This window comes from ANME-2 cluster archaeon, assembly GCA_019429385.1.
Taxonomy (GTDB): Archaea; Halobacteriota; Methanosarcinia; order Methanosarcinales; family Methanocomedenaceae; genus Methanocomedens_B.
The window spans coordinates 20,227-43,520 of sequence record JAHYIS010000021.1 but is presented as its reverse complement, the minus strand read 5'-3'; the positions used below and the strand labels follow the sequence as shown (position 1 = coordinate 43,520).

Below are 23,294 nucleotides of genomic sequence, written 5' to 3'. Positions count from 1 at the left end.
CGAAGGAGGCGGAAATAACTGATTTTCTCTGCCGTAAACATGATTTTTCAGAGGTAAGGGTGAAGGGGGCCGTGAACCGGTTGATAGAGGCTTCTGATGCAGGACAACAGACACTTGACCAGTGGTTTTAGGAGGCTGTAAATATCAATGAATGTTCCTACTTTTGATATCAAATGTAAAAATCCGACTATTCACAGCATGATATTTTAAGGTAAATAGGCCAAATTGAACGTAAAAATTCGCATTCAAATTTCCAATATAATTGAAACTCGATTACCATTCTTAAATACATGCTGAGAAGTGAATAATCCTCTGTCGTCCAACTGGGAATATTCATTGATGAAAATAGAGACGTCTTGATTACTCAAAAGGGCGATATATTCATGGCTGTCTGGATTGGTGTTATTTATGTCTAGTCGATCTAATGATTTTACAGATATATCGCAACGCCCTTTAAGGCAAAGTAATTCATGGAAGTCTGATGAATCAATCTGCCCGACTCCCACCTTTTCACGTTGATTGACTGATATGTAATAAATTATTGCATTTTCAGGAGCAAATGATAATAAATATTCAACTAGTTCTTTGAAGCTTGTCTGCTTGTTCCCTAATTCCTTCTGATAAGAACTAGTGGTTTCCAATTGTGCCGGAACCAATGAAATCTGGAGTAATATATTTAATAAAATTATGATTATAAATATTACTGTTAATTTGTTAGTTCTCGAGTACGATGCTGTTTTTTTTACTTTTGGGTCTTGTGGATGAACAATCTCTGATTTTATATATGATAAATACTTTGATAAAGTTACCCCGATAAATAAACACATTCCTAAATTAGGTTCAGCTAAATATGTTGCTTGTTCCCTTAACCCGGTGATAAGGAGGGGGAAAATGCCTACTCCAAACCACATGATACCTATTCGTTGATTTATGTCCCCAAAAAAGAAAGCCATTACCAGCAACAATGAAATAATTATTAAACCCAGCAATGAATATATTTCTAGATATATAGAAGCAAAAAAAGCACTTGCCATGAATAGTATAGCAACAATGTTTTTTATAGAAACAATTGACATTTTTCTGTATGTATTTTTTCCAAAATTATGGAAATAAAATGTACCTATGCATGCCAATAGGACAATAAATGGGTTTTTTAATTGACCTCGAAGTTCATGTTCCATATAAAACTGTAAACGCGATTGAAATAATTCAAGCAGAGGAGTTGTTTTTGATTGCCCGACATCGACAGAAAAGAATAAAAAGGCAAAAACCAACGACATAATTGGAATTACATTGAAAAAGACTATCCCAATTTTTATTTTCCTTTCAATTTGTAATGAATTCCATTTATGGAATAGATATAGTAAGTTTACTGCCGGAATTATTAATATACTGGGTTCTTTTGAAAAAAATGCCATTAAAGCCAATGGAAGTGCAATGAATAAATTCCGAATATCATTTTTCTCAAAGAATAGTATGAAAAAGTAGAGACTGGACGTGATAAAGAAGATTTCACCTATAGTAGTGAGGAAATTGATTTTCCATACAAGAAGAAAAGTAGAATCTAAAAAGAGATATAAAAGGACAGCAATTAACCCAGATGTCCTATCTGATAATAATTTTATCAAACTGTATAAAAACACCATAGACCCTGCAAAAATTATTCCATTGAGTAGATAATAATAAACCTCGTTGGCACCCCATAATGAATAGCCAAAGGCAAATAACAGGTTTATGATGGGGCGATATCCAGTTCCCGTAGCATCAGACAATAATGTCAATGGTTGATTTACATGCTGGCTTACCCAATAAATCCAGGCAATATCATCCTCGTATGAAAGAAGATAATATTGAGATGTTGCTGATTTAAGCGGATTAATGAATGACAGTATGAAAATTACAGGTAGGAAAAAGTCAATCGTCTTAAAGAATGAAAAAATATGATTCACATCCTTAATATTTGAATTTTTTCCGTTTCTAGTTTCTTTTTTAGATTTTTCCCGACTCAATAGCACACAACCATAGCATTCCTTAATTCCATCTTATTCATGAGGTCATTAAAACATCCTTCATCACATTCCAATTTGGACCACACAAGCAAATTGCTCGAAGTAACTCTCCATATGCCATCGTTTTAACGGGATTGGCATTATTAATAACACCCATATTAATAAATTTTAACTTTGTTCGAAAATCCAATATAAAATGCCAGTACATTTAATACAACATTCACAAATTACCATTTCATCGAATACAGTATAAATAACCTCCGTAATATATGTTCAAATATATTTGTAATCATTAAAACTTGATTCGCAAATCATGGAGACATAATATGACACTCAGAAGTGATGAAGTTAAAAAAGGACTGGAGCGAGCCCCACACCGCTCCCTGCTCAAGGCTGTGGGACTGACTGACTACGAAATGGACCGCCCGTTCATCGGCGTGGTCAATTCCTGGAACGAAGTGATACCCGGTCATATCCACCTGGATAAGATGGCAGAGGCCGTTAAAGCCGGTATCAGGCTGGCCGGGGGCGTGCCCTTTGAATTTTCAACAATAGGTATCTGCGACGGCATAGCCATGGGACATGAAGGAATGAAATACTCACTGCCCAGCAGGGAACTCATAGCAGACACTATCGAACTGATGGTACAGGCACACCGCTTCGACGGCATGGTAATGATACCCACCTGCGACAAGATCGTTCCGGGACACCTGATGGCTGCAGGACGGCTTGACATCCCGACAGCCGTTGTTACTGGCGGCCCAATGCTACCCGGATTTGTGGATGATGAGAACCGTGACCTGATATCGGTTTTTGAAGGTGTGGGACAGCGGCAGAACAACAATATCACAGATGAAAAACTCAAGATACTGGAAGATTATTCATGCTGCGGTGCAGGTTCATGTGCCGGTCTGTTCACTGCAAACACCATGGCCTGTGTTACCGAAGCATTGGGTATGAGCCTGCCTGGTTGCGGGACAGCTCATGCTGTGGATGCAAAGAAGTTCAGGCTGGCAAAAGAAACCGGTATGAAGATAATGGAACTTGTAGAAAAAGGCATAACAGCACGACAGATAGTGACGAAACAGGCCTTTGAAAATGCTATCAAAGTCGACATGGCAATCGGAGGCAGTACCAACACGGCCCTGCACCTGCCTGCCATAGCCAGGGAGTTCGGCCTTGAACTGCTGCTTGAGCGGTTCGATGAGATGAGCCGGACCACACCGCACCTCACCAACCTGAGACCGGGCGGCAGCCATTTCCTGCTTGACCTGGAACGGGCAGGCGGCATCCCCGCTGTCATGCAGCGCCTGGGTGATATGCTCGACCTTGATGCCATGACCATAACCGGCAAGACATGGGGCCAGAACCTGGCCAATTTCGTGGTCGTAAATCCAAAAACCAATGCTACTATCATCAGGACACTGGACAACCCCGCGCATCCGGAAGGCGGAATTGCAATACTGAAAGGCAGCCTGGCCCCTGAAGGGTCGGTCATCAAACAGTCCGCCGTACATCCGAATATGATGGTTCATTCCGGCCCGGCACGAGTGTTCGATAGTGAAGAAGCGTCCATGCATGCTATAATGGATGGTAAGATAAAAGCTGGCGATGTGGTTGTCATACGCTATGAGGGTCCAAAGGGCGGGCCGGGCATGAGGGAGATGCTCTCACCCACTTCAGCAATAGCCGGGATGGGACTGATCGAATCGGTCGCCCTCATCACAGACGGCAGGTTCTCAGGTGGCACCCGGGGGCCCTGTATAGGGCACGTGACACCGGAAGCTGCTGATGGCGGGCCAATTGCACTTGTTCAGGAAGGCGATACTATACAGATAGACATCCCCAACAGGTTATTGAACATAGATGTACCGCCTGCTGTGCTTGAAGAGCGAAGGTCGAGATGGACCGAACCAGAATCCAAAGTAAAGAACGGCTACCTTGTACGATACCAGAGATCGGTTGGTACGGCATCGAAGGGAAGTGTCGTGGAATAAGGATAATTCCCTGTTAATGTTTATTCAATGTAGCATAATGGTCAGGTTTTGATATGATGAACAAAATTTTGGTGTGTCTGATAATCATGGTTCTAATGTTTTCAAGCGGATGCACCCGGCAAGAAACCCGGGATGAGGAGACAACGGTACATCAGGGAGATACGGTAACCATTGACTTTACAGGTTGGCTCGAAGACGAAAACAACACTGTGGTAATGACTACTGATATCAACACGGCGAAAGAAGAAGAGTTGTATGTCCTGGGCAACATCTACCAGCCATATACGTTCACCGTGGGTGATGAGCATGTTTACCCGGGACTTAACGAAGGAATGATCGGGATGGTTATTGGAGTGACAAAGACCATCACAATCCCCCCTGAGAAGGGGGCAGGAATGCCGATGGAAGAACTTTTCGTCCACATCCCCTTGTCAGAGGCTCAGTTATTTTCCAGAGGGGTCCCAAGTGTAGGGTCACAAATTGTATTGAATGAGGCGACCTTAAGCAATTATACCGGTCTATTGATACCTGACCCCTATATGAAAGGCAGGGTTGTCCAGGTCAATGATACCCACATCCTTGTGGATTTCAACTACCCCTATACAGGTAAGACCATTATTCTGGAAATAACCGTCCGGTCCATCCTTCGGGATACATAGCCAGCGGGGGCACATTTCATTATGCACAAAGATGAAAAGATAACCGTCATCCTGATGGTCATGGCCCTGCTCGTGATAATTATCGCGTATTTTGGTTTCATTGCAGGCGACACGACCCCATCTGAATATTCTGAGAGCTCAAATGTAGGTGATAGAGTTATACTGCATGGCCAGGTGGTAGATAAAAGGGGTACTTTCACGGGGAACCACCTTATTTTGACCATTGATAGCGAGAGTACTATTGTCAAGGTGTTCGTTAACAGGAACAATGGCGCATCAGCGGTCAATAAATCCGTCAATGTAGCAGATACCGTGGAAATCACAGGTATCCTTGATGAATACGAAGATGAGAAAGAGATTGTAGTGGAAGAAGCAGAGGATGTCAAGGTATTATAATAACCTGTACCCCAATATCAAATGAACACGTTTATGCAATATGCAATATGCAAAATCTCACAGCTCGCTATAAGAGGAAGTGTGCTGTTGCCTGACGCACTAACTCCGGAGCTTCACCCACTGGTCGATTCCGTTGTCTACTCCAGTAACCCTCTGTGCCAGGCAATATCGCGATATTCCGTGTTGGGGTTGTCTTGTCGATCATCGATAGACTCTGTCAATTACTCACGCAAGGACCTATACAACACGATTACACCATAATTGCATTTAAAGTATAAAAATATTTGCCGTAATATAATTTAATCCTGCCCTGACCTGAAGCTTAAATGATGTTCAGGTACATCAGCAGTACAATCAACAACAACACTGCCCCGGTCACCAGCCGTATCTCGATACGCCTTCTCTCCCTCAACTCATCTACTCGCTCAGGACTGAGCCCGAAGGCCAGCAATATACCCAGTGCCAGTACCGGCAATACCACACCCAGATTATAGACTGCCAGATACACCGCGCCCCCGGCAATTTCCCCCCTGCCTATCAACATATCCAGTATGGCAAAATATACCGCTCCAACACAGGGCGCTTTTATCATTGAGAACAGCCCTCCTGCAAGGATAGATAGTACCAGCGTATTCTTACCGCTAACCCCCCTTGCTAACTTCGAGAATGAACGGGGGGTCTTTAAAGAAGACCTGTTATGAACTCTCATGTAATATGCATCATAAAAATGCCACAACCCCAAAAGTCCAATAAGTATTAACAAGACCAGTGTTATACTTTCCTGTATCTCAGGATGCTGTTTCACTAAACTAAGCAGCCCCATACCCACTACCATGTAAACCGCAAAGATACCTGCACAGAATCCCACTACGATTTTCAGCAGGTCACGGCGGTTACCCTTTGAAGATAACGTGATAGATGCCATAAATGCCATTACTGCAAGCAGGCACGGATTGAGGCCCGCAAGCAGGCCAGCAATTAGCACCACCATCAGAGAAAGTTCAGGCAGCGGACCATATCCATCACCAGGCTGTGATGAACCGTTATCTATCAAGGGAGGAGCATTCTCAATACCATCCACCAGCAATGCTTCCAGCAGACTTGTATTGCCATCGTAATCAGAGTATGTTATGAGCGTCCGGCGGTTGATAACAATAGCCGGTACAATGTATACTCCGTAAACCTTCATGCGGTCATAGCCTGCGACTCCGTCATATTCTGTTAAAATCTCATATTCGTACACGGTTAGATTCGTGTACCGGGCAGAGACTACATTCAGGACCGGAGAAGTCCGGGCACATTTGGAGCAGCCATCCTCATAAAAATACTCAATTTCAATTATGTCGGGCTGCCCGGTTGAGGGGACTATGAATAAAATCAGGAACAATACTACAATGATAATAGCCAGGCTGCTAATGGCATATTGTGGATGTGCAGGTTTGTTTGTCATACTGGCTCTCTATCACCTGAGCGGTTGTCAGGTTCATTAATTCACCGGTTTGGGTGGAGACATGGCCTTCAACCACAAACAGGTCCTTTACCGTACTGCAGGAACATGTCCGCTCCATCATTTCGACCTTCCAGTAAGGCTCATCTTCCTGTATTATGCTACCGTTCAAATCATGTGATGAGTCATTTACCAATGTAGTTTTCACTACCCGCCATTCAGGTCTTTTGAAATTTTCAGATAAATATTGTTGAGCAACCGAATCCTGGGTTACAATTTCCACAGCCTGCTGGCTATCCACCTTAAGATATGATCCATTATGTGTACCCGGTTGCCCGGAATACACCACCAAAACTGTTACCACCGCGATTATGCAAACCAGAATAAGTATGGCCAGTAAAGTTAATGTCCAGGATTTCCCTTTATAGCTCATAGTTCAAAATCCTTGAAATATTTATTAAACCTTTGCTGCATTTGTTCCCAGGTGGGTAGGTTTGTCTGGCATCCCACTTTCTCAACAACAAAGGATGCAGTCGTAGACCCTACCCGCCCGCATATTTCCAGGGGATACCCCCTGGTATATGCCAGCAAAAAACCTGCACGGTGAGCATCTCCGGCACCGGTGGGATCTGATGCCTCAACCTGAATGGCAGGAATGAATATACGCTCGCCATCCCTGTATATTTCACTGCCATCCTTATCCAGTGTGACCACCACTACCCCTATTTCCTCTTCCAGTTCTTCCCGGGTGCAGCCCGTCATCTGGCTCAGCCGCTCTATCTCATGGCGGTTCGTGAACAGAATATCAGTATGTGACAGTATGGTCTCCAGGCATTCCTTTGAATATACCACCAGGTCCTGCCCGGGGTCAAATGACACAAAATCCGCATGCTTTGCTGCCCGGCTGTTGAATACGGGGTCGGCCGTGGCAAGGTGGACAAAATCAAGGTAGGGGGGTTCCAGCTCAGGGAAATGCTTTGACGCGCCCCAGTAAAAATACGTTATCTGGTTATGGTCCACATCAGTATATATGAATGCTGATGCTGTCTTTTCCTGCTCCAACCCGAACATAAGACTGGTATCCACACCCAGGCTTTCCAGGTGCTGGCAGTACTCAGACCCCTTGAAATCGCCTCCTACCGGGGAGATCAACTGGCTGCTGCCACCAAGACGGGCTATCCCGGCTGCAATGTTTGCAGCACCGCCCCCGTAATAGATATTATAATCGTTTATCGGGGCGGAGGCATTCGGTTGCGGGAAATTTGTCACATCAAACAGGTGGTCCAGTGCAGTATGACCTACTATCGAAATTGTTTTATCCAAGTCAAATACCCCAGAACCAGCACTACTCTTCTAAATATTCAAGTTCTAATACCTCTACCACATTGAGAGGGATATTCTTTAAGGCTTTTCCAATGACCGACTTCGCGATTCTTGCAGCATGCTCTTCTGTTTCAGCATCAAACACCTTCATTTCCAATGCCAGACCCACCAATGCAGTATTGGCAGCCATGAACACACTGTCAAAAGGTTCCCTGCAAGCCGGACATTGTGTGCTTCCCACCTCTATCTCAACATATTCCAGTCCGGGATTCAGCCGTTTTCCTGCTTCAGCTACAGCCACGCCCATGGCATCATCAACAGTATTGATATCCTTTACCAGCCAGGCCGCTTCAAGAGTTACTCTGTAATTATTCAACATCCAACATCTATCCTCACATTTATTTTATTTCATATTTATCAAATTAATAGTTTCCAATCACTTTTTGCCCTATGATCATATGGCAAATAATTTGTCTTTACTTACCGCAAATACTCCCAACCTCACTCCTGCATCCAGCCAGGCATGACCATAACTGAAGCAGACCAGGGCATTTACCAGGTCTTCGTTTTTGACAAAATGTACGCCGTCCTTGAAATATGACCGCGCCATATTGAGATAATCATCTGCCACACCAGCCAGGTAGGAATTTTCCCCGATCGAGATATCGATATCTTCCAGGGCACTTTCAAGCATGACCCTGTATCGGTTTGTCTTCTCACAAAGATTAGCAGGTTGTGGCTGCATCAGTGTAGTTTTGTCGGGAAAATACGTAAATGTTGTTATAGATCCCTGATGACAGAGAGGATATTTCAACCCCTCTCTTCAAGATCCTTAGTAAACCATTCCACCAGAGCATTGCCGTGGTACAACCCGGACAGGTCGGTTTCAAGGTTGGAAGGTTCCACCCTGATCATCCAGCCTTCACCATACGGGTCATCTGCCAATTGTTCCAGATTGTCCTCAATATCCGAGTTGACCTCAATTACTTTGCCTGATGTGGGCATGATCAGCCCGCCTACCCATTTGGCTGACTCCATCGAACCAAAGGCCTCTCCTGCATGAAACTCATCATCTATCAGGGGCAGGTCGATAAATTCGATCTCACCCGCTGCTGTGCCGCCATACGCGTCAATACCTACGATAACCGTACCATCGTCCTCTACCCTGGCCCAGGTATGGTCTTTCGTATAGTACAGTTCATCAGGCATCTCATATCCTTCAATATCTACCATTTCGATCCACTCAAATGTATCTTATCATTATTTCTTTCACATATATTTGTATATCTGTTTTCTCAATCCCTCTTCATCAGTCCCGGTAACCTGCATACCTCTCACGTTCTTTCTTTACCAGTTTGCCGTAGTAATTGCATGCAGTCTCAACATCCATCAGAGCATTGCGGTCAAGCTCTCCACTGACCTTGACCATCCAGACCGTATACGGGTCATCATTTATCAGGTTGGGCTTATCCCAGAGCACATCATTCACCATCTCAACCACACAATCAAAAGGCAGGGATATCTGGCTTACAGCCTTAATGGTCTCATAGGCTACAAGCAGGTCATGGGCATGCACAGTCTCGCCCTCATCGGGCAGGTCAATATGCACGATCTCCTTGGAAAGGCTCTGGCCCAGCTGGGTTATTCCAATGGTCAATGATTCACCCTCAAGTAACCATACATGGTTCTTCAGATACAGTCTATCTTCAGGGAATTCAAAATCTTCTACCTGCATTTCGCAATTTCACCTCTTCAATCCTCATATATTGATAATCTGATAATCACTTCATCTCCCATACTAAAAAGTTTCTGGCCGTACCGTTTTGGTATCACTTTAATTGTAGGGACAGAATGTGATAGGGAGAACGCGAGTGCCAGGCAATCCACTTGTCCTCCTGCTTGTGACCTGGTCTGCACTTTGCCCTGTACACTGGTCTGCACTCTGGCCTTTACCTTGTCAGTTGACACCATGTGCCGGTTTCCCTCTGACCTTATAACAGAGCATGGCGGGTGCAATCCGATAAGCCCGAAATAATCAATGTCATCAACCTGTGCCACCGGGACCAGACCATCCAGCAGGCAGCCTCCGAGCCTGTATCCCTTTACCTGCTGTCCCTCATATCTACCCTCAAGCAGCGCAAATCTCTCATCTGAAAACACCACCCTGCATAGAATGGTGGATTCAGGTGAAGTATCATTACTGGAATATTCAAAACATGACTTTAGCGGATTATGATTACTGGCACGGACATAATTTTCCTGCGGCCTGACCTCAACGTGCAGGGGTGGATCATTCCAGAAATAAAAATACCCATTATGTATCAGGGTGCCCAGTGGGTCACCGGCAGATATGGTATCCCCTACCTTTACGGCAGGTTTCACATGTAATATTTTGACCACGCTGCCCCCCTGCCTGACAGCAGTGATATACTCCCTGAAGTCCCGGGACTTGAACGGCGTAGGTGTAAGATATTCCCTGATGTCTATAACGGTACCTTCCACAGGTGATAACGCCATATCCCCGAACGCCCCGCCCGGATAGATATCAACGGCGCTTAAGGTGGTGTGGGCGGCAAACGGGCTTTTCATGAACGAGAATTTGCCGCTCGTTGGTGCAAAGATAGTAACACCCCTGGACTCTGCTACCGGTTCTAACGATGTCTGTGGCATCTAAGCGCCTCCGTACGAGCAGCACATCCTATCCACTTCCATGATGTCCAGCCCCATCTCCCCTGCCGCGCGGTAACAGTGCCTGCTGGGTACTGCAATCCTGTCCAGCCCGCAGAGCAGCGCACATTCATCAAGTAGTGAACGATACCTGCCGCCCGGACGCACGCAGCTGAGCGATAAAGGCGTGGACGGGAACATCTCCCTGGCTGCGGTCATCACTTCAACTACGTCATTGATGTCAGGTTTCTGGGCGGTTCTATAATCTGTGCCATCTGTAGGTATGAATACAACGATGACCACTACTTCAGGGTCATACTGCCGTACCATCTCAAGTGCCCTGAACTCGTGGTCAAGTTTACCGCCATGGAGGCCCACTATGATATGGGGTGCCAGTGGGATGCCCTCATCGGCAAGATAGGAAAGGGTAGTATCATAATCCTCAGGTGTCCTGTCCAGCCCGTACACGTCATGAATGGTACTTTCACTGCCTATCACATCCACAAGGGCCATGTCCAGCCCATATTCCCGAAAAAATGATGCCTGTTCTCTATTGACCAGCCCGGTATGGGCACTTATCTTCAGGCCAAAGGCCGACTTCAATGATCTGATGGCATCCCCCTGTTCATACGTTGGTACTGACCCGTCGTGCATACTGCCTCCCGAGAGAAGTATACCGTTTTCGCCACGCCTGGCAAGGTCACCTGCGATATGTTGCAGATCATTGGATGCGGCATCTGCCATGTGCTCCAGATAGTGGGTTGAACAATGTTTGCAGTTGAGGTCACAATGTGTACCTGTGACCGATACAGGTAAGAACGGTTGCGGGAAAAATTGCACCCTGTTTGAAAAATTATGGAAGCGTACATCAAAAGCGGATTTCATAGCATCCTTCTGACCGGGTTTTATGTCCTGCATATCCATAATGCGATGATGCACTTTGTAGATATCAAAACTCATGCGCGCCATTCACCTCAATTACGATCTTCACCTTCATCTCTATCTACATCTGCATCTATTTCTTTATCTGCCGTTTTATCTTATCTATCTCGCCGACACCCGGGGCAGCAGGATAATTGTACACCGGGTCGTGGGTTTCAGTTGCATAGGGACGGTTGCAGTTGGCACAGCCCGTAGTCATGAAAGCCTCGCCCTTTTCTATTATTGATTCCAATTCATGTCCACCAACTCCGAAATGAGTGAGATCCCCACCCTCGAACTCTATGTCATCCAGCCGCACCAGGTCATGTCGTAACAGGTATGAAGCAATCTGTACCCTGCGGTAATGTCCGATATCAGGCGCCGCTTCCACAACATCCAACTTCCTTGTTCCAGGAAGCCTGGTATATGCAAACAGGGCAGTATGAATACCCATCCCGTGCAACCTGCCCACCAGTTCCACAACTTCTTTGTCGGTCTCGCCCATGCCAACGATAATATGAGTGCCCACATGCGGGAATACAGCTGCTGCACGTTTAAGACCGTCCAGATGGCTGTCCCAGGTAAATGGACCCCCTGCCTCCTTACCTTTTATCCTGTGGAACAATTCCGGGGTTGAAGCATCAAGGGGAATTACCAGCTGGTCCACGCTCATCCCTGACAGTGTTTGATATTTATCAGTATCAAGAGGGAATACGGATAATGAAATAGGAATGCTGCATGATTCCCTGATGCGCCCTATCAGGTACAGGGTGTCCTCCCACATGCCAGGGTACATAGCCGTCTGGATGCATGCCCTGTGGAGGTAACCGTTCTCAAAAGCGATTCCCAGCCGCCTCACTACTTCTTCCAGGTCTGCAGGCATGTACTGGCCCCTGGCGATGTGCTTCAACTCACCCTCCGAATCCTTAGCCTGGGAACAGAACAGGCAATTGGCCCGGCAGCGCTGCTCAGTGTATATCTGCAGGTATGCAGTGGTGGGGGGCGCATCCATGAGCATCAGTTCCATGCCCAGTACCGCCAGCGTACCCAGTGATGCTCTGACCAGGCTCATGTCCCGCCTCCATGCAGTGCTGAAGCGTTACCAGTATCATACAATGGCGCAGACGCTCTGGTATCATATAAAGGCGTATCGATCCTGGTATCGTCACTGGGCGGCAAGCCGCAACAAGTGCCGTAGTAATCAGTCGAATAACCATTGCGCTTTGCATATTCCACAGCATACCTGGTGGGAATGGCAATATTCTCAACTCCGCTTTCGATGGCCAGATAATCAATGAGTTCACGGTCCCGGCCCGATGAGCGGGCGCAACCCAGGGTGATTGGCGTATCAGGAAACAATTCCACTGCTGCTGTTATCACCCTTGCAAAGTCCATGGGATCAGGTTTAGCGCCTGAAAAGGGAGTACCTTCAATCGGCATCAGGCCGGTTATCACCACAGTGCTCACCGTGCGTCCCCTTATCATCTCAAGGGCATGGAGTTCACCTCCTGCTCGGCCCGCATTCAACCCTACGCAAACATGGGGGAATAACATGATACCTGCATCCGAGAGGGCATCCAGGCTTGAGATGTAGTCCTGCTCTGAAAGGTCCAGACCATACACCTCACGAACAACCGTCATATCGCCCACGACATCAAAACCCGCACCATCCAGACCGGAATCCTGCAACAGTCCGGCTTCGTCCGGCGTTATGAAACCTGTATGCGCTATCACTCTCAGGTCTGTACGTTCCTTGATGGTCGCAATGGCAGCAGATATGGCAGGAACAGGTACCCTGCCCTTTGGATCACATCCACCGGTTACGAGAATACCTTTTGCCCCCTGCATCTCTGCCACTAATGCAGTAGACACCAGGTCGTCCGGTGTCGTACAGGGTATGAGGCGCTCCAGCAGTTTTCCGCCGCAGTGTTTACAATGGAGACTGCACTGGCTGCCAGTAATGGAAATAGAGGGGAAAAGGTTGGATGTGATATAGAAGTTCAACCGTCTGCCGGACCGTGCGATAGTGCGGGTCCTTGCTCCCTCCATACGTTCCCGTAATTGAGGGAGCACTATCTGTTCAAGGTCGAACTCTCTAACCTCCAATTCCTCCTTATCGCTTGTATGTCCATTCGTCTGAATAGTATTTAGGCAGCAGTTCCCTGACCATGGCCTTTTCCTTCCCTGACAATGTGGAATCTGTCAAATCAACACTGAACCGTCTCTCAAAGTTCTTGCGGATATTCCCCTTGACCTCATCAATGTCCAATTGATAGCCCAGTTCCCTATCCATCCATGTCATACCCTGTTCAATTGACTGTATCTGTTTATCCATGTACTTCTCCTTGGGAATATTGGAAATGCACAGCATTTCCCTGATATCGAAGTCAAGCAGCAGGGTGCCGTGCTGAAGGGTCTTGTTGTCCCGCCGGGTCATGGCATTACCCGATATTTTCTTGTTATCCACAGTCACATCATTGATAGGACGGAAACCTGCACTCAATCCGTACTCTTTCAGGGTATCTATGAGCATACCGCATATCTGCTTATATGACTCCACAATATCCAGCGGGAACTTGTCGTCATCTATGGTCCCTACGACACCGTAGTTTATCTGCCTGTCAAGGTCATCTGAAAATGCAATACCTCCGCCGCTGGTGCGCCTGACAAGGGTATAATCTTTACACTTCTCAAGGTCAAGTTCCACTGCTGCTTTCTGGAAATAACCAAGAATGATGGATTTTGTGGGCGCCCAGAAGAACAGGGTATTGCCCTCATCACTGCGGTGTATAGCTTCGTTGATGGCCATCATGTCCCTGATATCCACCTTGCCAAAATCAATACATCTCCACTGTTCCATCTACTCACCTCCTATTGCCTGCATTATGGAAAGGGTGAAATCCCCGGGAGTGGTGCCTGGGGACTGGATATGCTCTGATTCATACACCTGTTCCACTGCCAGCAGGACTGCATCAGTGTTAGCAGCCGTGCCTTTCAATCTTTCTTCGATACTATCGATCGCATCTTCAGGGTACATAAAAAAATCTCCTGAAAATGTAATGTCTGTAATGGTCCCTCCATCCACTTTTAAAAACGAACGGATGACTCCGCCCTTTGATTTGTGAATGCCTTTTCGGTATTCTTCCAGTACCATACTCTTTTCTCCTTTCTCAATTATTGTTATGATTGGTCTACCTTCATTATCCTTTTTTTCGTTTTGCCCTCTTTTGATCCATCCGGTACGTCCATTCCAATGATGCATACTGCCGGGTCAACCCAACAGCCAGCCGTTCTTCCTCACCCGATATCGTCCCCTCATAAGTACCGATGTCCAGTGCCTCTTCAAAACCTGAACGCAGTGTCTGTTTTATTATATCAACTGGCGGTAGTTCCATCAGGTCGGACAGGGTGACCATTCCCTCCCTGGCAGTCTTCACTTCGGGTCGCAGATTTCTGGTAGGATGTTTCAGTACACGATCCATGGTATCAAAATCAAAATCGAGCAAAAAACTGCCATTGACCATTACAGCACCATCGAACCGCCCCTGGGCATTACCTGATATTTTACGCCCCTGGACGAAGACACCATTTCGTGTCGTGTCCACTTCACCTTCCAGACCAAAAGCTTCAAGCGCCAGCATCATGCCTGATAGCACCTTATTGTATGCAGCCTGGACATTACCAGGCATTAGCCCGTCCTGTGTGCCTATGACTGAGAACAACACCTGGTCCTGGTCACAGTATCCGCATCCTCCCCCCAGTATCCTGCGCACGATGTCAATATTATACTCCTGGCAATAGTCTTCATGGACCTCATCTTCCACATACTGGTGGTAGCCCACATAAAGAGTTGGACGTTTGGCCCTCCAGAAAAGTATGGTTTCGTCACTGTCGCCAGAGCCTACATGGCGCCCGATGGAATGGAACAGGGCAGCACTGTACGCCCCATCTCTTAAATCTGCATCCATAAACCGCCACATGATACCTGTCTCCTGATTTCTCATGGAAGAGACCAGCTAAATAGTTTTTCTTAACGGAGCATAAGACTGTTGACGGTTCATGATCGTTATTGTTTAGGCCTGGGCAGTATACCGCTACTCATCACTTCTATGTCATATTCATCAAGTATCTCGCCCACTATTTCCTCAAGAATATCTTCGATAGACAACAACCCAACTACTTTTTCATCTTCATCCACTACAACCGCTATCTGTACCTTTCGAGACTGTAATTCCCTGAAAATTGAGGCGATCGTGCGGTCCTTTTTTACTATCAGTATTGGCCGCAGTATCTCTTGAACGGTCTTTGTTTCAAGTTCTTCATCACGGTATCTGAGCAGGTCTTTGGCAAATATCATTCCAATTACATTATCAAAATGACCCTCCCACACAGGCAGCCTTGAATGACCGGATTCATTTATTTTTTCCAGAGCTTCAATAAGGGTCTTGGAATTCTCAACAGTGACCATGTGACTTTTATAGGTCATAGCTGTCTTTGCCTTTTCATCACTGAAATCAAGCACGTTCTGGATGTACTGCTTATCCTGGTGTCTGATCACCCCTTCTTCTACCCCTAATTTCAAAATGAGTTTTATCTGGTCTTCTGTGATAAATGGATTCTTTATCTTTTCCTTAACGCCAAATATGTGCAGCACAATATTTGTTATCTCGACAAAGACCACTACCAGTGGAAATAGCAGTTTGGTGAGAAGCTCCAGTATAAAGGCAATTCTGAGAGCATAGGAATCAGCATGACGTGTTGCAAAGGTCTTGGGAACAATCTCACCAAATACCAGAATGACCACGGTCATTACTCCTGTAGCTACAGCAATGCCGGCATTGCCGAAATATCTCAGCACGATCACGGTAACAAGTACTGAAGATGCTATATTTACTATATTATTGCCAACAAGGATGGTGGTGATGAACTTCTCCGGATCCTGCAGTTCATCATGAATTATCCTGGCCCTCCGGTCACCTTTCTCAGCCAGGTGAAGCATCTTGATTCGGTTAGCTCCAATAAAAGCAGTCTCAGAAGACGAAAAAAAGGCTGAAAGACTTACCAGGATCATGACTATTATTAGTTCAATTGATGTTATCAGGTCTATCACTTATCTGTTAACTCCAGTTGCTATAGGGTATGAGGGGGTTAAAAATATTTCGACCATACTACCTGCAGACGTACAATCAATACTTTACCAATTGAAATAAAAATGATAGCGGGGCATGGATTCGAACCATGGATCTACGGGTTATGAGCCCGTCGGGATTTCCTGACTACCCCACCCCGCTAGACTGTTATAAAATACGGATGGGTAAAGGCTTTAAATAGTTATTATTAGTCATAAAGCCTTCGGTGTTCAAAGTATAATGAGGTCTATCACCTCTCTGATGGATGTAGTGGTTAGATGTATTGTCATTGGACCTTTTTTTCATATTGGATAATCCTGATTTCATTTTCAGGAATTATTTTCTGTTTGATTCTTTTGTACAGGATTTGGATATCATTTGTATCCTGGAATAGAGTAAATATGCATCATGATAGTGAATAACTGGTTAATGAAGCATAATTTATTTCCACTCAACCAAAACATTTAATTATTATTACTGCAGACATATAATTTGTAGGATATATAATAACAGTTAATTAAAACGATAATTGAGGGGAAAATGACTCGAATATCAAAACGATTAAGAAGTGACAGGCTACATTGTACATTCAGTGCCATATTAGATATTTTCGCAATGGAGTACTTCAGGGAACCCAATGTCAGTGAGTTAAATGATATGATCCGTGTTCTCGGTGACAACGGCGTGATCTGGAAACTCTAGGACGAGAAAAGCCTCACAGAACGGATTTTATGATAAATCGGCTCCTGGTGGCTTGACAGGTACTGGACCATCATGCTGCTTTGGCACGAAAGTCGGGCGAACCGCCTGTGATACTTTTCGGTATTCGAAACGCGTTGATGACAGATAACCTGACGTACCTGGTGTCCCGTGAGCGTGGCTGGAGGAATGTACCACCCTGCGGCATTTTGAGAAGATGAACGACAAGTGGGCCGGGCTGCTGAACATCCGGAAACTGCAATCCATCAAGCCCAGCGGCAGGGAATATCATCTGATCCCGTTAATGGGACTGAGGGAGGCAGGAGAGAGGCACCATGATCTGCAGTGGCGGTGATCCTGATGTGTCTGCGAAGGCTGTTCTCTTAAGTACTGAGGGGGGCGCAGGCAGCAGCGCAGGAGGGGGCAGGAATCAAATTCAGAGTGGAATATCGATTTTCCAGCAACGCGCCGTCATTTAGTAAATATTGTCATGGTGGTCAAAATCCTGAAAAATCACTTTGTTTTCTGTTTCAACAATTTCAAAAATTAGTACAAAGGATTTATCAATATGGACTCTTCGTAATCCTTTCATGTCATGTTGAAGCGCCTTGTAATGTAGAGGATTTTCCAGTATTTCACTCATCTTTTTCAAAATTATTCCATATTGCTTTTTATTTTTTCGTCTGAGTTTATCCAATTCCCTTTCAAGCTGCCTGCTGACTTCGTAATTGTATTTCAAAGACGGACACCAAATTTCTGTTCAAAATCTGCACTGGAAATTGTTCCTTCTTTTTTTATTAATTCAAGCTTTCGGATATACTCTGGCTTAACATGATGCAAATCGTTATCGAGATCCTCTATGGTTTCTTCGATGGACATTATTTTAATTTTTAAGAAATCGAGGTCGGAAACAATTTTTTCTAATAATTCAGCTTCAAGCATATAATATCTCCACATTTTTTATTTCGTCGGGATAGATAATATCATTATCGTAGTAAGTATATTAAACTCAGTTAATCTGAACTTGCTCTGTATTTATTCAGTTATTGTTATATATACTGGTTCCGGCACTTCCCAACATACCACCCCACCATCTTCAAATCCCTACACACCGCCCTCTCACCCATCCCCAAACATCTCACCAATACATTTCCCGAACTCCTTACCCAGGCATATCACTTATCCCCTCATCTCCATCACCAAAAGCATCCAGCATAGAAGTGTAATACCATGCAACCGAAGTCTTTGAGACATTGAAGATATCCCACACACCTTCCCCCAGCCTGTCATAATCCCTGATGATATCCCGTAGATTTGCCAACTTGTCGACACAGGGGAGCAGCTTCATATCCCGGCCTACATTTTAGATAAACTCGATGGTATAGATCTTGCGCTCAGTCCAGGTCTTGCTTTTTGCTCCCGTCCGTATGTATTAGTTCTGCGGCTCGGAATTCACGTCTGCCAGGGTCGCCACCGCTTCGCCGAACTTGTTTCTGTTGACTAAGGTAAGGAGCATACACAGGTATTTGTACAAGAGAAAGAGGGGTGAGGGGTTAATAAAAATTAGCAACTAACTCGTGCGAACTAGTACGAACTCTTTGTTGCAATGTATTACATTGAAATTATATTTTAACAGCTATGGCGACACTCCACCGACATAACAACTGTATATAACGTCCCATCACTGCGACCCAATCAACTAGGTCCGGCACTTCCCTGCATAACCGCCCCATCTTCAAACCCCACACACCGCCATTGACACTCTTGAGACTTACTACAGTCAGACTGTTGACACCTAAAAAATCATCAAATTGTTTGATGAAATATTTATATCCCTTGCCTACTATCTTAATCATGGTTATGCCCCCATTAGAGGTGTTTTTTGTTTAGCAACACTAATATTACTTTAATAAGGCATAATCATTATTATTTTAATCGAATTTCAATATAACTCTAGTTTATCAAATTAATTAGTAATATAAGTTAGTCTGGCATAAATATTTAGAAAATAGGGAATATCATCAAGTTTGCCACAGGCTCGTATCAATCAAAACTCGTTCCACGATTAATATCCGTATGGAGTATTATTGGCTCCACAATGATAATAGTGGTAACCTTGATACATATGATAGTTGGTAGTACAGTAATTCCGTTCATCTTCTCTCATCTTCCGGTAATATCGAATGAACTATTTCTAGCGGTATGGCTTATAGTCAAAGGATTCAATCCATCTGCAATCGCTTCCAGGCTGCTGAAACAGGAATAAACGAGATAAAATGAACAAGTCAAAGTAAATTGGGAGGAATTGAAATGACAAACCGTTTCGAACACATCTAAAACGATAAGAATATCCCGAAATGAAAGCAGTTATATATGAAAAATATGGACCACCTGTGGTTCATCAGCTCAAAGAGGTAGAAAAGCCTACCCCAAGGAGGATGAAGTACTGATAAGAATATATGCGACCACAATTACATCAGGGGACGTGGTACGTCGAAGTCTCCCATTCCATCTGCAAGTGGTGCCCAGTATATCCATCATGGTCACTCTTTCAACATCATTTCTATCCTGGAACAGATCTCCTGAGCCTCGGGATTGATCGAAACCACATCAATCTTATCAGGACCGGAAGCACCCAGCCCAAGTTCCACCGCCCTTGCTATCTGTTCCTGCTGGAATATAGCTCCTTTGGAAACCTCATCTGTAGTCCCGTATATCCTGAGGAGGCTCACTCCCACTGCATCCAGAGCCACCCTGTCCTTACTGGCTATCATTATCCCGGGATCGATCAGGGTCCCGGTATCAGGGCCATCTTTTGAAAAACCCTGTAGAGCGTCCATTATTACGAACTCAGGTTCATATGCCGTATTGATCTCTGCGATCATCTTCCTCTGGTGCCTGGATGAATGGAGTTCGGACATGTAATTATAACCATCCTCAGGATCGAATTTTGCCACCATACCCACACTGTTCTTAAGAGACATGGTGAAATGACCCCCATACCTGTGGGTCTTAAGACAGCAGGTCTGGATGATCGCATCAACATCCCTGAATACCCTGGGAAACAGGAATCCCCTCTTCCAGTGACTGCCGGTCTGCCTGACCCATTCACCGCCGGTACCACCGTCCAGCACCACAATATCAAAATCCAGCTCTGCTGCTAGTCCTGATACACCCATTTGTCTAAGCACATTTCCCGTGTTCCCCATTCCACTTCTTTCTGCCAGTACTACCTCTGCCCCATGCTCCTGCAAGCTCTCAGTTATCGTGGATAATGTATCAATATGTGTGGAGGCCGGAAATGGATCAGCGCTGTTATAATTAGCCTTTATGCCAATTCTTTTACCAGACAGTATCCCAAGATCAAATTGCCGCAACAATTCCTGTATGCCACTTCTTCGGTCATTGGTCTTTATAAGGTATACTTTCGAATTTGCCAAATCTAATCCTTCTTTTATTATGTCATCTTTTCCTTTTTTATCAATACACCCTAAAAAGATAAACGAGAATAAACTTACTAACAGGCTAAGAAACTGTCTTCTCTTCAATGCACGATCCAATCTGTTATCCCCCTTATGTAAAAAGATGGTCCGCGAGACCCTTAAGCTTTGTCAGGATTACGATGCTTGATAACTGTATTTTAAGACCTGCCCAAAAGTATTAACGATTAACGAGATTTTCATAAAAACCAACATTATAAGCTAAAAGTATAAAAAAATGTTAAGTGCTCCGATGGGGATTTGAACCCCAGTCGCAGGAGTGAGAGTCCTGCATGATTGGCCGTGCTACACTATCGGAGCGATTCGTAAGGATGTTCTAAATACTTGTTTATACATTTAACCTTTTTGTTGTTCAATGAACGATTTCCGTCAATCCTGATAACTGGATGCCCTGGGAGGCCTTTTGATGAACTTAGATTATATATTTGAATAAAACTATTCTTTATTTTATAATGATAGATTTTACACACTATATTAACAATTCTGTGCCAAAATCAATAGCAGACACGATTTTTAGCCCTACTGACCCGGTTAATTTATGAATTATTGAAAAATAATCTATAACGAAAAATCAGTATGCTTCGAGCCAAATTATGAAAAAGGTTTATATATTATTAGGTGAAAACATAATCGGTAACAGTATACTCTTACGGGGTATTTAAATATGACAGGAACAAGAAACTTTGTATTAAGGGACAAAAAAGGTAATGAGCATGGAGTGTTTACTGGCAAACAGCCCAGACAGGCAGCCCTGAAGGCAGCCAACAGGGGCAAAGGAACCAAGAAGAAGCCAGATACAATTATCCTGAGGGAAAGAGGCACCAAAAAGCTTCACGTGTATGAAGGATGGAGAGAAGAAGTAGCAGCTCCAAAGAACAAGCCAAGCTGGATGCCTGACAAGATCAAAAAACCAAATGTGAAAAAGATCAACATTGAATTAATAGACAAAGTATAATCAAATCTGGCCCCGCGGGGCCTTCTTTTTTTTAAATTAATACTTATTAATACCCATTCATGTTGAATGGATACTTGTTATTGTTTCCTTCCAAAGGTACTAAAAAACGGGCATGCCGGGATTCGAACCCGGGTTCCAGGCTCCGGAGGCCAGAATGATATCCTCTACACTACATGCCCGCACAGCACATAATAGGCAGCCCCTGATATAAATGCGCCGCCCATAGTAGCTATAAGATTTACACCACTGTTGGAAAGCCAACCCTTTTGCTGCAACGTGGCACCCAGCAAGCTGTCAAAATTAGTCCCGCCAAATCCGCCCAGTACCACTACCAAAAGCCATACAACATACGTAACAGCACTGCCCGGATGTATGTCGATCACGCCAAGTACCAGTGCAAGTACCCCAATAACAACGGAACCTCCTATACACACAGCTTCACCCAGCCGTGTCACTCCACCATCGGTACCCGGTTTAACCGGCTTTAACGTAGTGATAAGAATAGGTTTACCCCTATTGGTCTCCCCGATTTCGCTGGCCAGGGTATCACCTGTGGCCGTGGCTACTGCACCCAGGTACGCAAACAGCAGTACAGGAGCCAGAGCAGGATATAATTCGTGGTACACACCGTACACCACAGCCAGTATTAATGCAGTAATGGAATTGCTCAGCACATTCTCATAACTTCTCACCCCACCCTTACCCTGTGCGATCCCCCTCATTACCTTGTAGTTATACTGATATTTGGTAAAAGCACCGCCCAGCAGGAAGAACATGATGAGGATCAGGTACCAGTTCAAGTTCGTGAACACTATTATCAATACGCCAAGCAGTGTTGCCGCCAGCATGGCAGACACATCAGCAATATCCATGCGGTACGCCAGGTACGCCAAAAACAATGAGAAAATGAAGGTTGCGGATAAATGTGAAAAGTTCACATAATAGCCAAAACTTGCAAATAACCACATAACCATACCCGTGCCCATCATCAGTGTGAGATATTTATCAGCCCTCGATGGTATAGATTCCAGTAATGCACAGGTCACTCCGCCTATCAATGTGAGAAAGAACAGCTGGCTCAATGAAATCGGTATATTCATCCAGGCAGTGATCCAGTAAGCTGCAGCACAAGCAGACAGGGCACCAAATAGTATCAGGGCAATACTTGAAGTGGCTGAAATGAACTTACTATCCAGGCGGGGTTTTCTTACACCTCTGTTCCTAACAGACACGGCCCCTAAACTGCCAGCTGCAGTGATGAAAATAGACGCGCCCAGGATGTATGCAGGAAATTCATAATCAGTGTATCCAAGAATAACGCTCAAAAAACTCATGATGAATATCGCAAAAGAAAAACCCCATAATGAAAATGCAGGTACTATATTCTTGTGTGGCCCTATAGCAAGGATAAGCGTTATTGCAAAAAACAACGCTGCCACATATGGTCCAGGTATGAACGGCAATAATACAGCTATGAGCATAACAAACAAAAAATAACCTGAATGTGCATTCTTTTCAAGAACCATAAGCATTGATACCATAAGGTAAGATAGCATATAAGGGCAAATAATTTATCCTTAAGATATAACCTA

At 44.8% G+C, this 23,294-nt stretch carries 29 protein-coding genes and 3 tRNA genes; 7 read left to right on the top strand and 25 right to left on the bottom strand.

The genetic code is table 11. The features are described from left to right. Positions 1-245: 245 nt before the first annotated feature. Complete coding sequence (locus tag K0A89_08295; GenBank protein MBW6518484.1) at positions 246-2,009, bottom strand: glycosyltransferase family 39 protein; 1,764 nt, start codon at positions 2,007-2,009, stop codon at positions 246-248. A gap of 326 nt (positions 2,010-2,335) precedes the next feature. Here K0A89_08295 and ilvD point away from each other — a divergent pair, with 326 nt between their 5' ends. The 3 genes from ilvD (at position 2,336) to K0A89_08280 (ending at position 5,061) form a co-directional block, all read left to right on the top strand. Beyond that, positions 2,336-4,006: a dihydroxy-acid dehydratase gene (gene ilvD, locus K0A89_08290; protein MBW6518483.1), complete on the top strand. Its 1,671-nt coding sequence runs from the start codon at positions 2,336-2,338 to the stop codon at positions 4,004-4,006. An 86-nt stretch (positions 4,007-4,092) separates the two neighbouring features. Beyond that, positions 4,093-4,665 carry an FKBP-type peptidyl-prolyl cis-trans isomerase gene (locus K0A89_08285; GenBank protein ID MBW6518482.1) on the top strand — a complete coding sequence of 191 codons (573 nt, stop codon included), beginning with the start codon at positions 4,093-4,095 and terminating at the stop codon, positions 4,663-4,665. Positions 4,666-4,686: 21 nt separating this feature from the next. Beyond that, entirely contained in the window at positions 4,687-5,061 is a 375-nt protein-coding gene (locus K0A89_08280; protein ID MBW6518481.1) for a hypothetical protein, read from the top strand. A gap of 322 nt (positions 5,062-5,383) precedes the next feature. Here K0A89_08280 and K0A89_08275 read toward each other — a convergent pair whose 3' ends face one another. The 16 genes from K0A89_08275 to K0A89_08200 all read right to left on the bottom strand — a co-directional run bounded on the left by K0A89_08275 (position 5,384) and on the right by K0A89_08200 (position 16,710). Next, positions 5,384-6,511, bottom strand: coding sequence for a sulfite exporter TauE/SafE family protein (locus K0A89_08275; protein ID MBW6518480.1), 1,128 nt, complete (start codon positions 6,509-6,511; stop codon positions 5,384-5,386). Then, positions 6,474-6,941, bottom strand: coding sequence for a hypothetical protein (locus K0A89_08270; protein ID MBW6518479.1), 468 nt, complete (start codon positions 6,939-6,941; stop codon positions 6,474-6,476). Before K0A89_08270 ends, K0A89_08275 begins: the two co-directional genes overlap by 38 nt. Continuing rightward, a complete protein-coding gene (locus K0A89_08265; GenBank protein MBW6518478.1) occupies positions 6,938-7,831 on the bottom strand; it encodes a carbohydrate kinase family protein in 894 nt (297 codons plus the stop codon). The genes K0A89_08270 and K0A89_08265 overlap by 4 nt, the downstream gene beginning before the upstream one ends. Positions 7,832-7,853: 22 nt before the next feature. Beyond that, a complete protein-coding gene (locus tag K0A89_08260; protein MBW6518477.1) occupies positions 7,854-8,207 on the bottom strand; it encodes a DUF555 domain-containing protein in 354 nt (117 codons plus the stop codon). 78 nt (positions 8,208-8,285) lie between these two features. After that, the gene (locus tag K0A89_08255) at positions 8,286-8,576 is read right to left on the bottom strand and encodes a DUF357 domain-containing protein (protein ID MBW6518476.1); all 291 of its coding nucleotides are present in this window, start codon (positions 8,574-8,576) and stop codon (positions 8,286-8,288) included. Between the two features lie 65 nt (positions 8,577-8,641). Continuing rightward, positions 8,642-9,064 carry a glycine cleavage system protein H gene (locus tag K0A89_08250; GenBank protein MBW6518475.1) on the bottom strand — a complete coding sequence of 141 codons (423 nt, stop codon included), beginning with the start codon at positions 9,062-9,064 and terminating at the stop codon, positions 8,642-8,644. Between the two features lie 76 nt (positions 9,065-9,140). Beyond that, entirely contained in the window at positions 9,141-9,566 is a 426-nt protein-coding gene (locus tag K0A89_08245; GenBank protein MBW6518474.1) for a hypothetical protein, read from the bottom strand. Between the two features lie 17 nt (positions 9,567-9,583). Further along, on the bottom strand, positions 9,584-10,501 hold the full coding sequence (locus K0A89_08240) for a M23 family metallopeptidase (GenBank protein ID MBW6518473.1): 918 nt from the start codon (positions 10,499-10,501) through the stop codon (positions 9,584-9,586). Next, a complete protein-coding gene (locus K0A89_08235) occupies positions 10,502-11,458 on the bottom strand; it encodes a radical SAM protein (GenBank protein ID MBW6518472.1) in 957 nt (318 codons plus the stop codon). It abuts the gene before it with no gap. A gap of 55 nt (positions 11,459-11,513) precedes the next feature. Further along, on the bottom strand, positions 11,514-12,491 hold the full coding sequence (locus K0A89_08230; protein ID MBW6518471.1) for a radical SAM protein: 978 nt from the start codon (positions 12,489-12,491) through the stop codon (positions 11,514-11,516). After that, on the bottom strand, positions 12,488-13,525 hold the full coding sequence (locus K0A89_08225) for a hypothetical protein (protein MBW6518470.1): 1,038 nt from the start codon (positions 13,523-13,525) through the stop codon (positions 12,488-12,490). Before K0A89_08225 ends, K0A89_08230 begins: the two co-directional genes overlap by 4 nt. A gap of 7 nt (positions 13,526-13,532) precedes the next feature. Next, a complete protein-coding gene (locus K0A89_08220; protein ID MBW6518469.1) occupies positions 13,533-14,279 on the bottom strand; it encodes a lipoate--protein ligase family protein in 747 nt (248 codons plus the stop codon). Further along, entirely contained in the window at positions 14,280-14,573 is a 294-nt protein-coding gene (locus K0A89_08215) for a hypothetical protein (protein MBW6518468.1), read from the bottom strand. Positions 14,574-14,619: 46 nt separating this feature from the next. After that, the gene (locus K0A89_08210) at positions 14,620-15,387 is read right to left on the bottom strand and encodes a lipoate--protein ligase family protein (protein ID MBW6518467.1); all 768 of its coding nucleotides are present in this window, start codon (positions 15,385-15,387) and stop codon (positions 14,620-14,622) included. A 98-nt stretch (positions 15,388-15,485) separates the two neighbouring features. Continuing rightward, complete coding sequence (locus K0A89_08205) at positions 15,486-16,529, bottom strand: DUF21 domain-containing protein (GenBank protein MBW6518466.1); 1,044 nt, start codon at positions 16,527-16,529, stop codon at positions 15,486-15,488. A 106-nt stretch (positions 16,530-16,635) separates the two neighbouring features. Then, a tRNA-Met gene (locus K0A89_08200) sits at positions 16,636-16,710 on the bottom strand. 754 nt (positions 16,711-17,464) lie between these two features. Between K0A89_08200 and K0A89_08195 the strand changes: the two genes are divergently transcribed. Further along, a complete protein-coding gene (locus K0A89_08195; protein MBW6518465.1) occupies positions 17,465-17,602 on the top strand; it encodes a hypothetical protein in 138 nt (45 codons plus the stop codon). Further along, a complete protein-coding gene (locus tag K0A89_08190; protein MBW6518464.1) occupies positions 17,583-17,726 on the top strand; it encodes a hypothetical protein in 144 nt (47 codons plus the stop codon). Before K0A89_08195 ends, K0A89_08190 begins: the two co-directional genes overlap by 20 nt. On the opposite strand, the gene K0A89_08185 is transcribed toward K0A89_08190, so the two are convergent. The 4 genes from K0A89_08185 to K0A89_08170 all read right to left on the bottom strand — a co-directional run bounded on the left by K0A89_08185 (position 17,723) and on the right by K0A89_08170 (position 19,103). Further along, positions 17,723-17,986 (bottom strand): type II toxin-antitoxin system RelE/ParE family toxin, encoded by a 264-nt coding sequence (locus K0A89_08185; protein ID MBW6518463.1) that lies wholly within the window; start codon positions 17,984-17,986, stop codon positions 17,723-17,725. The two genes, K0A89_08190 and K0A89_08185, sit on opposite strands and share 4 nt — an antisense overlap. Further along, positions 17,983-18,189, bottom strand: coding sequence for a hypothetical protein (locus K0A89_08180; protein ID MBW6518462.1), 207 nt, complete (start codon positions 18,187-18,189; stop codon positions 17,983-17,985). The genes K0A89_08185 and K0A89_08180 overlap by 4 nt, the downstream gene beginning before the upstream one ends. A 220-nt stretch (positions 18,190-18,409) precedes the next feature. Continuing rightward, positions 18,410-18,595 (bottom strand): hypothetical protein, encoded by a 186-nt coding sequence (locus K0A89_08175; GenBank protein ID MBW6518461.1) that lies wholly within the window; start codon positions 18,593-18,595, stop codon positions 18,410-18,412. A 274-nt stretch (positions 18,596-18,869) separates the two neighbouring features. After that, positions 18,870-19,103 carry a hypothetical protein gene (locus tag K0A89_08170; protein ID MBW6518460.1) on the bottom strand — a complete coding sequence of 78 codons (234 nt, stop codon included), beginning with the start codon at positions 19,101-19,103 and terminating at the stop codon, positions 18,870-18,872. Positions 19,104-19,255: 152 nt separating this feature from the next. On the opposite strand from K0A89_08170, the gene K0A89_08165 reads away from it, so the two are divergent. After that, complete coding sequence (locus K0A89_08165) at positions 19,256-19,513, top strand: DUF4386 domain-containing protein (protein ID MBW6518459.1); 258 nt, start codon at positions 19,256-19,258, stop codon at positions 19,511-19,513. 277 nt (positions 19,514-19,790) lie between these two features. Here the strand turns inward: K0A89_08165 and K0A89_08160 are convergent, their stop codons facing one another. Together K0A89_08160 and K0A89_08155 are read right to left on the bottom strand one after the other, a co-directional pair. Next, a complete protein-coding gene (locus K0A89_08160) occupies positions 19,791-20,687 on the bottom strand; it encodes a DUF362 domain-containing protein (GenBank protein ID MBW6518458.1) in 897 nt (298 codons plus the stop codon). Positions 20,688-20,972: 285 nt separating this feature from the next. After that, a tRNA-Glu gene (locus tag K0A89_08155) sits at positions 20,973-21,047 on the bottom strand. Positions 21,048-21,411: 364 nt separating this feature from the next. On the opposite strand from K0A89_08155, the gene K0A89_08150 reads away from it, so the two are divergent. Beyond that, a complete protein-coding gene (locus K0A89_08150) occupies positions 21,412-21,702 on the top strand; it encodes a non-histone chromosomal MC1 family protein (GenBank protein ID MBW6518457.1) in 291 nt (96 codons plus the stop codon). A gap of 107 nt (positions 21,703-21,809) precedes the next feature. On the opposite strand, the gene K0A89_08145 is transcribed toward K0A89_08150, so the two are convergent. Further along, a tRNA-Arg gene (locus K0A89_08145) sits at positions 21,810-21,881 on the bottom strand. Continuing rightward, positions 21,867-23,243 carry a TIGR00297 family protein gene (locus tag K0A89_08140; protein ID MBW6518456.1) on the bottom strand — a complete coding sequence of 459 codons (1,377 nt, stop codon included), beginning with the start codon at positions 23,241-23,243 and terminating at the stop codon, positions 21,867-21,869. The genes K0A89_08145 and K0A89_08140 overlap by 15 nt, the downstream gene beginning before the upstream one ends. Between the last annotated feature and the right edge of the window lie 51 nt (positions 23,244-23,294).

What these genes read in the sequence shown, in the direction of transcription:
- K0A89_08140 (MBW6518456.1), bottom strand. Translation starts at nt 23,243, where the DNA reads ATGGTATCAATGCTTATGGTTCTTGAAAAGAATGCACATTCAGGTTAT.
- K0A89_08230 (MBW6518471.1), bottom strand. Translation starts at nt 12,491, where the DNA reads ATGAGCCTGGTCAGAGCATCACTGGGTACGCTGGCGGTACTGGGCATG.
- K0A89_08280 (MBW6518481.1), top strand. Translation starts at nt 4,687, where the DNA reads ATGCACAAAGATGAAAAGATAACCGTCATCCTGATGGTCATGGCCCTG.
- K0A89_08285 (MBW6518482.1), top strand. Translation starts at nt 4,093, where the DNA reads ATGGTTCTAATGTTTTCAAGCGGATGCACCCGGCAAGAAACCCGGGAT.
- K0A89_08195 (MBW6518465.1), top strand. Translation starts at nt 17,465, where the DNA reads ATGAACGACAAGTGGGCCGGGCTGCTGAACATCCGGAAACTGCAATCC.
- K0A89_08215 (MBW6518468.1), bottom strand. Translation starts at nt 14,573, where the DNA reads ATGGTACTGGAAGAATACCGAAAAGGCATTCACAAATCAAAGGGCGGA.
- K0A89_08275 (MBW6518480.1), bottom strand. Translation starts at nt 6,511, where the DNA reads ATGACAAACAAACCTGCACATCCACAATATGCCATTAGCAGCCTGGCT.
- K0A89_08150 (MBW6518457.1), top strand. Translation starts at nt 21,412, where the DNA reads ATGACAGGAACAAGAAACTTTGTATTAAGGGACAAAAAAGGTAATGAG.
- K0A89_08175 (MBW6518461.1), bottom strand. Translation starts at nt 18,595, where the DNA reads ATGAAGCTGCTCCCCTGTGTCGACAAGTTGGCAAATCTACGGGATATC.
- K0A89_08255 (MBW6518476.1), bottom strand. Translation starts at nt 8,576, where the DNA reads ATGCAGCCACAACCTGCTAATCTTTGTGAGAAGACAAACCGATACAGG.
- K0A89_08210 (MBW6518467.1), bottom strand. Translation starts at nt 15,387, where the DNA reads ATGGATGCAGATTTAAGAGATGGGGCGTACAGTGCTGCCCTGTTCCAT.
- K0A89_08190 (MBW6518464.1), top strand. Translation starts at nt 17,583, where the DNA reads ATGATCTGCAGTGGCGGTGATCCTGATGTGTCTGCGAAGGCTGTTCTC.
- ilvD (MBW6518483.1), top strand. Translation starts at nt 2,336, where the DNA reads ATGACACTCAGAAGTGATGAAGTTAAAAAAGGACTGGAGCGAGCCCCA.
- K0A89_08270 (MBW6518479.1), bottom strand. Translation starts at nt 6,941, where the DNA reads ATGAGCTATAAAGGGAAATCCTGGACATTAACTTTACTGGCCATACTT.
- K0A89_08180 (MBW6518462.1), bottom strand. Translation starts at nt 18,189, where the DNA reads ATGCTTGAAGCTGAATTATTAGAAAAAATTGTTTCCGACCTCGATTTC.
- K0A89_08220 (MBW6518469.1), bottom strand. Translation starts at nt 14,279, where the DNA reads ATGGAACAGTGGAGATGTATTGATTTTGGCAAGGTGGATATCAGGGAC.
- K0A89_08250 (MBW6518475.1), bottom strand. Translation starts at nt 9,064, where the DNA reads ATGGTAGATATTGAAGGATATGAGATGCCTGATGAACTGTACTATACG.
- K0A89_08245 (MBW6518474.1), bottom strand. Translation starts at nt 9,566, where the DNA reads ATGCAGGTAGAAGATTTTGAATTCCCTGAAGATAGACTGTATCTGAAG.
- K0A89_08170 (MBW6518460.1), bottom strand. Translation starts at nt 19,103, where the DNA reads ATGATTAAGATAGTAGGCAAGGGATATAAATATTTCATCAAACAATTT.
- K0A89_08235 (MBW6518472.1), bottom strand. Translation starts at nt 11,458, where the DNA reads ATGAGTTTTGATATCTACAAAGTGCATCATCGCATTATGGATATGCAG.
- K0A89_08240 (MBW6518473.1), bottom strand. Translation starts at nt 10,501, where the DNA reads ATGCCACAGACATCGTTAGAACCGGTAGCAGAGTCCAGGGGTGTTACT.